Source organism: Streptomyces sp. H27-H5, from assembly GCF_026627505.1.
GTDB lineage: Bacteria > Actinomycetota > Actinomycetes > Streptomycetales > Streptomycetaceae > Streptomyces.
The window spans coordinates 45,395-57,127 of sequence record NZ_JAPNLK010000030.1; the positions used below are offsets into that span (position 1 = coordinate 45,395).

At 74.4% G+C, this 11,733-nt stretch carries 10 protein-coding genes; 7 read left to right on the top strand and 3 right to left on the bottom strand.

Annotation, left to right across the window (positions count from 1 at the left end):
* Positions 1-3 precede the first annotated feature (3 nt).
* Positions 4-2,460: a helicase C-terminal domain-containing protein gene (locus tag OTB19_RS17040; RefSeq protein ID WP_267799087.1), complete on the top strand. Its 2,457-nt coding sequence runs from the start codon at positions 4-6 to the stop codon at positions 2,458-2,460.
* A 331-nt stretch (positions 2,461-2,791) separates the two neighbouring features.
* On the top strand, positions 2,792-4,078 hold the full coding sequence (locus OTB19_RS17045; RefSeq protein ID WP_267799088.1) for a hypothetical protein: 1,287 nt from the start codon (positions 2,792-2,794) through the stop codon (positions 4,076-4,078).
* On the opposite strand, the gene OTB19_RS17050 is transcribed toward OTB19_RS17045, so the two are convergent.
* Complete coding sequence (locus OTB19_RS17050; RefSeq protein ID WP_267799089.1) at positions 4,075-4,293, bottom strand: hypothetical protein; 219 nt, start codon at positions 4,291-4,293, stop codon at positions 4,075-4,077. The genes OTB19_RS17045 and OTB19_RS17050 overlap by 4 nt on opposite strands.
* 9 nt (positions 4,294-4,302) lie before the next feature.
* Here OTB19_RS17050 and OTB19_RS17055 point away from each other — a divergent pair, with 9 nt between their 5' ends.
* From OTB19_RS17055 to OTB19_RS17070, 4 genes are all read left to right on the top strand, one after another.
* Positions 4,303-4,995: an HAD family hydrolase gene (locus OTB19_RS17055; RefSeq protein ID WP_266948967.1), complete on the top strand. Its 693-nt coding sequence runs from the start codon at positions 4,303-4,305 to the stop codon at positions 4,993-4,995.
* A 36-nt stretch (positions 4,996-5,031) separates the two neighbouring features.
* Positions 5,032-5,613: a hypothetical protein gene (locus OTB19_RS17060; RefSeq protein WP_267799092.1), complete on the top strand. Its 582-nt coding sequence runs from the start codon at positions 5,032-5,034 to the stop codon at positions 5,611-5,613.
* A gap of 520 nt (positions 5,614-6,133) precedes the next feature.
* Complete coding sequence (locus OTB19_RS17065; RefSeq protein WP_267799094.1) at positions 6,134-7,777, top strand: DNA repair helicase XPB; 1,644 nt, start codon at positions 6,134-6,136, stop codon at positions 7,775-7,777.
* Positions 7,778-7,834: 57 nt separating this feature from the next.
* Positions 7,835-8,116 carry a type II toxin-antitoxin system RelE family toxin gene (locus tag OTB19_RS17070; protein WP_053681095.1) on the top strand — a complete coding sequence of 94 codons (282 nt, stop codon included), beginning with the start codon at positions 7,835-7,837 and terminating at the stop codon, positions 8,114-8,116.
* On the opposite strand, the gene OTB19_RS17075 is transcribed toward OTB19_RS17070, so the two are convergent.
* Together OTB19_RS17075 and OTB19_RS17080 are read right to left on the bottom strand one after the other, a co-directional pair.
* Positions 8,018-8,935, bottom strand: a complete 918-nt coding sequence (locus OTB19_RS17075) for a glycosyltransferase family 87 protein (RefSeq protein WP_267799095.1) — start codon at positions 8,933-8,935, stop codon at positions 8,018-8,020. The two genes, OTB19_RS17070 and OTB19_RS17075, sit on opposite strands and share 99 nt — an antisense overlap.
* Before the next feature lie 130 nt (positions 8,936-9,065).
* Positions 9,066-9,251 (bottom strand): hypothetical protein, encoded by a 186-nt coding sequence (locus OTB19_RS17080; RefSeq protein ID WP_267799096.1) that lies wholly within the window; start codon positions 9,249-9,251, stop codon positions 9,066-9,068.
* Between the two features lie 324 nt (positions 9,252-9,575).
* Here OTB19_RS17080 and OTB19_RS17085 point away from each other — a divergent pair, with 324 nt between their 5' ends.
* The gene (locus OTB19_RS17085) at positions 9,576-11,696 is read left to right on the top strand and encodes a HelD family protein (protein ID WP_420716850.1); all 2,121 of its coding nucleotides are present in this window, start codon (positions 9,576-9,578) and stop codon (positions 11,694-11,696) included.
* Positions 11,697-11,733: the final 37 nt, after the last annotated feature.

An 11,733-nucleotide genomic window follows, 5' to 3' on the forward strand; every position in this document is an offset into this window, starting at 1 on the left:
ACAGTGCCCGAGCCAAGCAACGCCGCGGGAGCTGCCGGAACCGCGGCGAGCGCCCCGCGCTCCCTCGCCGAGGCGCTGCGCGCCCGCGACGACGTGGCGCTCACCGCGCTGCTGCACGCCCGCCCGGACCTGCTGAACCCGGTGCCGGGCGACGTGACCCAGTTGGCCACCCGGGCCGGTACCCGGGCGTCGGTGGTGCGCGCCCTGGACCGCCTGGACCGGTTCGCCCTCCAGACGGCGGAGGCCCTCGCGGTCGCCCCGGACCCCTGCCCGTACCCGGTGCTGGAGGCGCTGCTGACCGGCGACACCGGGAGCGCCTGCGCCGAGGACAACGGGGCCCGCGCCGCCCTCCCCCGGGCCCTGGGGACCTTGCGCGACCAGGCCCTGGTGTGGGGCGACCACGAGCGGCTGCGGTTGGTGCGCACCGCCCGGGAACTGCTCGCCCCGGCCGCCGGCAGACCGTCCCCGACCGGGCTGGGCCCGACGGTCGCCGAGGCCACCGCGGGGATGTCCCCGACCCGGGTGCAGGAGATCGTGGCGGCCGCCGGGCTGCCCGCCACCCACGACCCGGTGTCGGCGGTGACCGCGCTGACCGGGCTGTTCACCGACCCGGAGCGGATGTCGGCGCTGCTCGACGAGGCGCCCGCGGAGGCGCACCAGGTGTTGGGGCGGCTCGTGTGGGGGCCGCCGTACGGGGAGGTGACCCCGAACCCGACGCCGCCGGTGCGCTGGCTGCGCGACCGCGGGCTGCTGCTGCCCTCCTCGGCGCGGACCGTGGTGCTGCCCCGCGAGGTGGCGCTGTACCTGCGGGGCGGCCTCGCGCACCGCGTGACGGAGCCGGTGGCGCCCGCGGTGTCCGCGCACCGCGAGCACCGTCCACAGCTTGTGGACGCGAACGCGGCGGGGCAGGCGCTTGCCGCGCTGTCGACCGTCGAGGAGCTGGTGAAGTCCTGGGAGCACGCCGGTCCGGCGGTGCTGCGGGCCGGCGGGCTGTCCGTACGGGACCTCAAGCGGGCGGCGTCGACCCTGGACACCACCGAGACCTCGGCGGCGTTCTGGATCGAACTCGCCTACGCGGCAGGGCTGTTGGCAAGCGACGGCGAGGCCGACGAGCGGTACGCGCCCACCCCCGCCTTCGACGACTGGTGCGAACTCCCGCCCGCGGAACGCTGGTCGACGCTTGCGCGGGCCTGGCTGCCCGCGACCCGCACCTCCGCCCTCGTCGGCGAACAGGACGGCAAGGGCCGCACCCTGGCGGCCCTCGGCCCGGACCTCGACCGGTCCGCCGCAGCGGAGGTCCGCCGCCGGGTCCTCGACCTGCTCGCCGAACTGCCCGAGGGCGGTTCCGCCGACCCGGACACCCTCTTCGCCCGGCTCGCCTGGGAACGCCCGGTGCGCGGTACGAGCGATCTGCGCGCCCGCCTCGCGCACTGGACCCTGACCGAGGCCGAGGTCCTCGGCGTCACCGGCCGCGGCGCAATGGCCGCCTTCGGCCGGGCCCTGCTGGAACACCGCGACCCGGCGCCGCTGCTCGCCCCGCTGCTGCCCGAGCCGGTGGACCACGTCCTGCTCCAGGCCGACCTGACGGCGGTGGCCCCCGGGCCGCTGCGCCGCGGGATCGGCGACGTCCTGGCCACGCTGGCCGACGTGGAGTCCAAGGGCGGGGCGACGGTGTACCGCTTCACCCCCGGTTCGGTACGCAGGGCCCTGGACTCCGGGCACACCGCCGTCGACCTGCACGCCTTCCTCGCCGAGCACAGCCGCACCCCGGTCCCGCAGCCGCTGGCGTACCTGATCGACGACGTGGCGCGGCGGCACGGGCACCTGCGCGTGGGCGCCGCCTCCTCGTACGTGCGCTGCGACGACGACGCCATGCTGGGCGAGATCCTCGCCGACAAGCGCTCCGCCGGACTGGGGCTGCGCCGGCTCGCGCCCACGGTGCTGGCCGCGCAGGCCGACCCGACGGTCCTCCTCGAAGGGTTGCGGGCAATGGGCTACGCCCCGGCCGCCGAATCCCGTACCGGCGACGTGCTCGTCGCGCGGGCCGACGCACACCGCACCCCGGCGCGTTCGGCGCCGACCCCGGTGCCGGACGGGCCGCCGGTCCCGGACGCGACCCTGCTCGGGGCGGCCGTACGGGCGATCCGAGCGGGCGACCTGGCGGCGACGGCGGTCCGCAAGGAACCCGCCCCGGCCGCGGGCATCCCCGGCGCCCCGGGCGAACTCCCGCGCACGAGCGCGGCGGAGACCCTGGCGACGGTGCAGGCGGCCGCGCTGACGGGGTCGGCGGTGTGGATCGGGTACGTCAACGCGGAGGGGGCGGCGAGCCAGCGCGTCATCGCCCCGGTGCGGGTGGAGGGCGGCTTCGTCACCGGCTACGACCACACGGCCGACGAGGTGCGGACGTACGCGCTGCACCGGATCACGGGTGTCGCGGAACTGGCGGAGGACCAGGTCTAGAGGCGGAGGACCGGGTCTGGAGGCGGAGGACCAGGTCTGGAAACGGCCGAGACGATTCCGTTATCGCAGGTCAGAGGGCATGGAGGGGCTTGCGGAGGCTGTTGCGCGACGGTGACGTTTCGACGACGGATCAGAGATGCGCCGCGTGTGAAGATCAGTTCATCGCAGCAGCGACCGGGGGGAACGAAGCCGGGCCGCCGGCGAGATCCCGCACCACCGGACCGGCGTTCCACCGCCGGCCACCTCGTTCGGCCGTTCCCACCTCTGCTCCGCCTCTGGCCTCTCGGCCGCCACTGCCGTCTGATCCTGTTGATTCCCGGGGGAATTCACCATGTCCGCTCGCACCGTCGCCCGCCGCACCCTGCGCACCGCCGGCTCCACCGCCGTCGTCGCCGCCATCGCCGGTACGGCCCTGATGCCGCTGTCGGCCCACGCCGAAGAGGGCGCCCCCCGGGCGCTGAAGACCACGATGAGCGCACCGGTGCCGAGCGGCCCGCTGGCCCGGGGCGGAGCCACCGAGACCTTCGACCTGACGGTGACCAACCCGACGGACAAGGCCTCCTCGTACCACCCGTGGCTGCTCCTCGACCACACCGGCGACATCCCGCTCCAGCAGAAGGACGTGGTCTACAAGATCGCCCCGGTGGACGCCCCGGCGACCGACTCCCGCATCGGACAGCAGGACGGCCAGTGGCAGGGCCTGTTCCACCCGGCCGGCAAGTCCGCCGGCGACGGCTTCCTGATCCCGGCCGGCGGCAAGATGACCTGGAAGGTCACCATCGGCCTGGGCACGAACTACCCGACCCACGACGGCGACTTCACGCTGGTCGCGGCGAGCTCCGCCGGCGAGATCTCCCAGGGCAACGAGGCCTCCCTGACCTTCAAGACCGTCCCGGTGGGCAAGCCCGGCAAGCTGGACGCCTCGTTCGTCAACGAGGGCCCCTGCGAGGGCGGCGCGGCCCCCGACTGCCGGGAGATGGACCTGCGCCTGCGGTCCACCGGTGACGGCGTGCTCGGCTCCGACCTGGCCTCCTGGCTCCAGCTCGACGCCCCCGGCCAGTCGGACGCCGACCTCCGGGCGCGCGTCAAGGTCGACGGCGTGTGGAAGGACCTGAAGGGCGACGGGCACACCTTCAACCTGCCGGTCATCCCGAAGGGCTTCGGCGCCGCCTCCGGCGACCGCGTCACGCGCGTACAGATCAAGCTCGGCCCGAAGACGGGGATCAAGAAGCTCACCCCGGTCACGGTGCGCGCGTCGATCGGTCTGGCCGAGGACAACACCTACCCCTTCCTGGAAGCCGACCGCGAGATCGAGCTCGGCCCGAAGCCCTCGCCCACCACCCCGACCCCGACCGGCTCCACGACCAGCACCCCCGCGCCGACGAAGCCCGCACCCGGCGCGCCGAAGCCGACCGGCTCCACGACCACCGCCCCGGCGGCCCCGGCCACCGCCCACACCCCGGGCACGGCCAACGCCCCGGCCGCGACCGGATCCCTCGCGCACACCGGCGCCGACTCCGACACCGGCCTGTACGCCGGGCTCGCCGGCGTCCTCGTCGCCCTCGGCGGCGCTGTCGCCTGGATCGGCGCCCGCCGCCGACGCGCCGCCCGCGGCTAGTCCCGGCCACCGTCGTCGCCGCGGCCGCTGTTGCTGTCGTCGCCGTTGTCGCAGCCGTTGTCGTTGCCGCCGGCGCCGGCGTAACTGTCGCCGAGCGTCTCCCTGTCGTACCGCGGCGCCCCCGGAGGGGCCGGCACACCATGTGCCGGCCCCTCCGGCGTGCTCGCCGCGATCCCCCGCTCCGGCCGCTCCGGCCGCTCCGGCCGCTCTGGCATGATCCACCGGTGACCAGCCCAGCCGCCGCACCCCTTCCCGCCTCCCGTCACGTCCTGTTCGACGTGGACGGCACGCTGATCGACGCCGTCGCCAACCAGCGCCGGGTCTGGGAGACCTGGGCCGCGCGGTACGGCCTGGACGCCGACGAGGTCCACGCGGTGGCCCTGCGCACCCGCCCGATGGAGACCTTCGCGGCCGTCGCCCCCGACCACGACCCGCACGCGTGCCTGGCCGCACTGCACGAGCTGGAGGACGAGGACGTCCGATCCGGCGTCTACGAGGCTTTCGACGGCGCGGCCGAGCTGTTGACCGCGCTGCCCCCGGGCAGTTGGGGGCTGGTGACCTCCAACTACGAGCACCGGGTACGCGGGCGCTTCGACCGGACGGGCCTGCCGGTCCCCCCGGTGCTCGTGGACGCCGCCTCCGCCACCGAGGGCAAGCCCTCCCCCGCGCCGTACCTGCTGGGTGCCCGCCGGCTCGGCGCGACGCCGGCCCGGTGCCTGGTCGTGGAGGACGCCCCGTCGGGCATCCGCTCGGGGCTGCGCGCCGGCATGACCGTCTGGTCCGTCAACGCCCCCGCCCCGGCGGCCGGTGCCCACCGCCACTTCCCGACGCTGCGCGAGGCCGTCCCCGCCATCCTCGCCTTCGTCGCCTCCACGGCAGCCCCGACGCACCCGGCCCCCACCCCTCCCCCTGCCTGACGGCGGCCTGAGGGCCGCCGGGTTACCGTCGAGCCCGTGGACGGCGGCATGGGCGGTGACATGGACACGGGTGCGGGTGCGGGCGTGGACGGGGGTGCGGGCGTGAGGCGGGGTGCGGGCGTGGACGCGCGGGTCGTGCGGGTCGTGCGGGAAGACAGCGTGGTCGTGGCGGAGTTCGGCGCGCTGGAGGACTGTGGGGGACGGCCGGTCCGGTTCGCCGTCCGGCGGGCGGCCGCGGACGGAACCTGGCTGGTCGAGATCGCCCCGCACGTGCTCGGCGTGGCGCGCGCCGAGGACCTGCGGCACTTCGCCCACGGCATCCTCGACACCCTCGCGGCCGGGGCCGGTGAATCCGACTTCCTGGACCTGTACGACGACGGCCGCACCGAGGCGACGGCGGTCGTCGGCTTCGACGAGAACCTGCCGTACGTCATCGTCGACGCCTACACCCACGTCTTCGGCCCCGCCCGGGATCGGATCGACGCCCCGCCGAGCGGCGAGGCAACGCACGCCAACCCGGTCGCCACCGCCCACCTGGAGGTGGTCAGCGCCTCCCGAGCCGACCCGCGGGCCCTGGAGTCCGGCGCCCGCGCCGTGCTGGCCGCGCTCAACGGCTGAGCGGCATCGGACGTACCCGCCCCCGCCACGCGCCCGACCGGGAGCCCGGCGAGCCCAGGCGCGCTCGCACCACGCCCCGGCCCCGTCGGCTCGCTCCGTCGGCTGCCCGGCTCCGTCGGCTCCCCCGCTCCGTCGGCTGCCCGGTTCCGTCGGCTGCCCGGTTCCGTCGGCTGCCCGGTTCCGTCGGCTGCCCGGTTCCGTCGGCTGCCCGGTTCCGTCGGCTGCCCGGATCCCTGGCACCCCCGACCCCTCGGCCCCGTCGCCGCCCCGGCCGCCCCGGCCCCGTCGGCTGCCCGGCCCCCCGGCCCCCTCGGCCCCCTCGGCCCCCTCGGCCGCCCCGGCACCGGACGTACCCGCCGGCTGCCCCCGCCCGGTCCGGAGCCCGCGGTGCCGGGGGGCGGGCTCGCGGGCCACGTCCCGGTCCGTCGGCCCCAGAACCACCCCGCCCGCGGAGCGATGCGGCAGACTGGAGGTTTGGCCGTCCGCGTTCGGGCGGTCGCCACCACCGGAAGGGACCTCTGTGAACGGGCCTCTCATCGTCCAGAGCGACAAGACACTCCTTCTCGAGGTCGACCACGAGCTCGCCGGCGCCGCGCGCCGGGCCATCGCCCCGTTCGCCGAGCTGGAGCGGGCCCCCGAGCACATCCACACGTACCGGATCACCCCGCTCGGGCTGTGGAACGCCCGCGCCGCGGGGCACGACGCCGAGCAGGTCGTCGACGCGCTCGTGGAGTTCTCCCGCTACCCCGTCCCGCACGCCCTGCTCGTCGACGTCGCCGAGACCATGGCCCGCTACGGCCGGCTCACCCTCTCCAAGCACCCCGTCCACGGCCTGGTCCTCACCAGCACCGACCGGCCCGTGCTGGAGGAGATCCTCCGGTCCAAGCGGATCATCCCGCTCGTCGGCGCCCGGCTCGACCCGGACACCGTGGCGGTCCACCCCTCCGAGCGCGGGCAGATCAAGCAGACCCTGCTCAAGCTGGGATGGCCGGCCGAGGACCTCGCCGGGTACGTCGACGGCGAGGCGCACCAGATCGACCTGGTCGAGGACGGCTGGGCCCTGCGCCCGTACCAGCAGCAGGCCGTCGAGGGCTTCTGGCACGGCGGCTCCGGCGTGGTCGTGCTGCCCTGTGGTGCCGGCAAGACGCTGGTCGGCGCCGGTGCCATGGCGATGGCCAAGGCAACCACGCTGATCCTGGTCACGAACACCGTCTCCGCCCGCCAGTGGAAGCACGAGCTGATCAAGCGGACGACCCTGACGGAGGAGGAGATCGGCGAGTACTCCGGCACCCGCAAGGAGATCCGTCCCGTCACGATCGCCACGTACCAGGTGCTGACGACGAAGCGGAAGGGCGTCTACCCGCACCTGGAGCTCTTCGACTCCCGGGACTGGGGCCTGATCCTCTACGACGAGGTGCACCTGCTGCCCGCGCCGGTCTTCAAGTTCACCGCCGACCTCCAGGCCCGCCGTCGCCTCGGACTGACGGCGACGCTGGTGCGCGAGGACGGGCGCGAGTCCGACGTGTTCTCGCTGATCGGGCCCAAGCGGTTCGACGCACCCTGGAAGGAGATCGAGGCGCAGGGCTACATCGCCCCGGCGGACTGCGTCGAGGTGCGCGTCAACCTCACCGACTCCGAGCGGCTCGCGTACGCCACCGCCGAGACGGAGGAGAAGTACCGCTTCTGCGCGACGACGGCCACGAAGCGGAAGGTCACCGAGGCGCTGGTGCGCAAGCACCAGGGCGAGCAGACGCTGGTCATCGGGCAGTACATCGACCAGCTCGACGAACTCGGCGAGCACCTGGACGCGCCCGTCATCAAGGGCGAGACCTCCAACGCGCAGCGCGAGAAGCTCTTCAACGCCTTCCGCGAGGGCGAGATCAGCGTCCTCGTCGTCTCCAAGGTCGCGAACTTCTCCATCGACCTGCCCGAGGCGACGGTCGCCATCCAGGTGTCCGGGACCTTCGGCTCCCGGCAGGAGGAGGCACAGCGCCTCGGCCGCGTGCTGCGCCCGAAGGCCGACGGCCACGAGGCGCGCTTCTACTCGGTCGTCGCCCGCGACACGATCGACCAGGACTTCGCCGCACACCGCCAGCGCTTCCTGGCCGAACAGGGCTACGCGTACCGGATCATGGACGCCGACGAGCTCCTGACCAACGACTGAGGGGGGTCGGGGCGGGGCACTACGCTGGAAGTGACCCGCCCGGGCAAGGAGAGACGCATGGCGCACCAGGAGATCTACGAAGTCCTCTTCACGGAGTCGGCGGGCCGCGACCGGGACCGGCTGGACCCACCGCGCCGGGCGTCCTTCGACAAGGCCCTCGACATACTGGCGCGTGACCCCTACACGGAGTTGTCCCGGCCGATAGGCGCGGGCGAACAGGACCGTGAGATCCGGCTGACGTCACAGATCGTGGCGGAGTACATGGTGTCGCGCGGGCGTCTGCTGCTCGTGGTGCTGCGGGTCTTCGACGACGCGGACATCCTCCTCCCCGAGGGCTGATCTCGGGCAGGGCACCCGCTCCTGCGCCTCGCCCGACACCTCGCCCGGCATCTCGTCGTGGGCCCGGGCGCGGCGGGCGCGGTGCTCCCGGTGGGCCAGGCGGACCGTACGCGCGAGGTACGCCAGCAGCGGGACGCACCACACCCACAGGGGCGGCCAGTCCGGCAGCAGGGCCCGGCCGGTCGCGGAAAGGAGCCGGGTCCAGAACTCGGCGGAGGCCTGCGGGAACACGAGCAGGCCCAGCAGGGCCGTACCTGCGAACGCGGCCAGAGCCGTCAGGCCGGTCCGGACGCGGCCCGCCAGCAGCAGGTACGCGATGAGGACCGCCGGGGTCAGGGTGATCCCCGCGGCGGTGCCCAACGCGAACCCCCGGCCCAGCGCGGCGCGGGGGCGGCTCAGGTCCCAGACGGCGAGGCAGGCCAGCGCCAGGTTGATCTGACCGGGCAACGGGGCCTGGAACAGCGGCTCCAGCCACAGCCCGGCGATGGTCGCGGCCAACACCGGACCCGGCCGTGCGCGCAGTCCCGCGAGACGGCACGACAACAGGATCAGCAGGGCGAGCAGCCCGGCGCTGCCGAGGAGGAGCACGGCCCTCAGCACACCGGTCGGCAGCCAGGCGGCCGGCGTGAACAGGATCGCCGCGAACGGCGGATAGGCGGCCGGCGGATGCCACTCGGCGGCGGAGAAACCGCGTGCGAGCGCGTCGGCCATGGGGACGCGCAAGGCGATGCAGAGCACGCCCAGCGCGAGCAGCGAGCCCGTCACCAGCACGCCGGCGAGAGACGACGGCAAGCGGTCGGGGGCGGGACTCCGGGTCACGAAGCGTGACCCTAGTGGATCAGCGGTGGGCCGCGGTCGGATCAGGCCACGGCCCCGGTACGGGCGAGCCGTCGGAACCGGGCCGAGGGGACGGGGTACGCGGACGCGCCGGCGAGGCGCGGCGCCCTCGTCAGCGGCGTATGACGCCCGCGTCCTCGGCGTACTCGCCCAGGACGACGACGCTCACCGCGGTGGCGACGAAGACCTTGGCGGCGCGCAGGAGGCTGCCGACGCCGAGGCGCGGACGGGAATCGGAAGTGGCGGTGGCCCCGCTCGGGAGGCCGCCCCGGATCGCTGTGAAGGTTGCGGTGCTCATGTATCCATGATGCGTTTTCTCCCCGGATGTCACATCGGCCGCGGGACGGAATCACCAGGGCCTCCGGGTCCTCCTCAAGGCGCAGGTCACCCCTGAGTCCCCCTACCCGAGGTCTGACACACGCGGGTATGACACCCGGACGGGCGCCGGACCGCGAGGAAACCTCCACCCCGCCAAACCCGTTCGCGCACCACCCCGACCATGACTAGAATCTCCGCTCTTGCCGCCTCCCGCCGCACCGGGGAGAGCCGCCCGCCGCACGGAAACCGGCGGGCATCTGTCCATTCCGATCGCCGCAGATGATCAGTAGCTGGAGGCAGTCCCGTGCCCGCGCACGCCCCCGAGCCCGCCACCGTCACCGCAACCGGCGGGGCCCCCGTCGAAACCGACCCCGCGCACCCCCTCGCCCGCGAACAGGCACACCTCGCCGCCTCCCGCTCCGCGCTCCGCGCGATGCGCGAGGACGTGGAGTCCCTCGACATCCGCGACGTCACCGCGAACTGGGTCAACGCGATCGTCCTCCAGGCCCAGATCGACGACCGGGTCAAAGCCCTCGCCGACCTCGCGCACACCCCGCTCTTCTTCGGCCGCCTCGACTACCTGCACGCGCCGGGCGCCGAACTCGCCGAGGGCGCGGAGGGCGAGCAGTTCTACATCGGCCGCCGGCACGTCCACGACGCCGACGGCGACCCGATGGTGATCGACTGGCGCGCGCCCGTCTCCCAACCGTTCTACCGGGCCTCCAAGGCCGACCCGCAGGACATCGCGCTGCGCCGCCGCTTCGGGTACACCGGCGGCTCGTTGACCGCGTACGAGGACGAGCACCTCTCCGACCCGGCCGAGGCGGCCGCCGTCAGCCGACTGCTCCAGCAGGAGATCGAGCGGCCGCGCGTGGGCCCCATGCGGGACATCGTCGCCACGATCCAGCCCGAGCAGGACGAGATCGTCCGCTCCGGCCTGTCCGGCTCCGTGTGCGTGCAGGGCGGTCCCGGCACCGGGAAGACGGCCGTCGGCCTGCACCGTGTCGCGTACCTCCTGTACGCGCACCGCGACCGGCTCGCCCGCACCGGCACGCTCGTCATCGGCCCGAACCGGTCCTTCCTGCACTACATCGAGCAGGTGCTCCCGGCCCTGGGCGAGCTGGAGGTCAAGCAGGGCACCGTCGACGACCTCGTCTCGCGGGACGGCCTGGAAGTGCGCGGCACCGACAGCGCGGCCACCGCCGTGGTCAAGGGCGACGCCCGGATGGCGTCGGTGCTGCGCCACGCGGTCCACTCCCACGTCAGCCGCCCCGAGGAGCCGCTGATGGTGGTCCGCGGCTCGCGCCGGTGGCGGGTGCCGGCGTACGAGCTCACGGAGATCGTCGAGGAGCTCCAGAAGCGGGAGATCCGCTACGGCGCCGCCCGTGACGCGCTCCCCCAGCGGATCGCGCACGCGATCCTCGTACGGATGGAGCAGGCGGGCGAGGCCCCGGACGACCGGGTGCAGGACGCGGTGGCCCGGAACGCGGCCGTCAAGGCGGCGGTGAAGGCGATCTGGCCGCTCGTCGAGCCGGCGAGACTGGTGCTGCGGCTGCTCTCCGACCCGGGGTTCCTCGCGGAGCACGCCGCCGGGATCCTGTCGGAGGAGGAGCAGGAGCTGCTGCTGTGGTCGAAGCCGTACCGCGGCGTGAAGTCGGCGAAGTGGTCGGCGTCCGACCTGGTCCTGATCGACGAGGCGGCCGACCTGGTGGAGCGCACGCACTCGCTCGGCCACGTCGTGCTCGACGAGGCCCAGGACCTGTCGCCGATGCAGTACCGGGCGGTCGGACGGCGCTGCACGACCGGATCGGCGACCGTGCTCGGCGACCTGGCGCAGGGCACCACCCCGTGGGCCACGCGCAGTTGGGACGAGGCGCTGACCCACCTGGGCAAGCCGGAGGCGGTGCTGGAGGAGCTGACGGCGGGCTTCCGCGTGCCGCGCGAGGTGATCGCGTACGCCTCGCGGCTGCTGCCGGCGATCTCCCCCGGCCTGGCCCCCGTCTCCTCCGTCCGCGAGACCCCCGGGTCCCTGCTGATCGAGGAGACCGCCGGCCCCGCCGACCTCACGGCCGCGGTCCTCGACGCCTGCCGCGCCTCCTTCGCACACGAGGGCTCCATCGGCCTGATCGCGGCGGACGCCCGCGTCCCGGAGCTCGCGGAGGCCCTGCGGGCGGCGGACATGCCGTACCTGGATCCCGGTGAGGAGACCACGGCGCAGTCCCGGTTGACGCTGGTGCCGGCGTCGCTGGCGAAGGGCCTGGAGTACGACTACGTGGTCCTGGACGAGCCGGGGGCCGTCGTCTCCGGCGAACCGGACGAGCGGACGGGGCTGCGGCGGCTGTACGTGTGCCTGACCCGCGCGGTCTCCGGACTCCGGGTGATCCACACGACCGGCGCCCTCCCGGAGGCCCTGACCGCTCCGTGACGGGCCCTCCCTGGGGCACGGGGACCTCGGGGCGCGT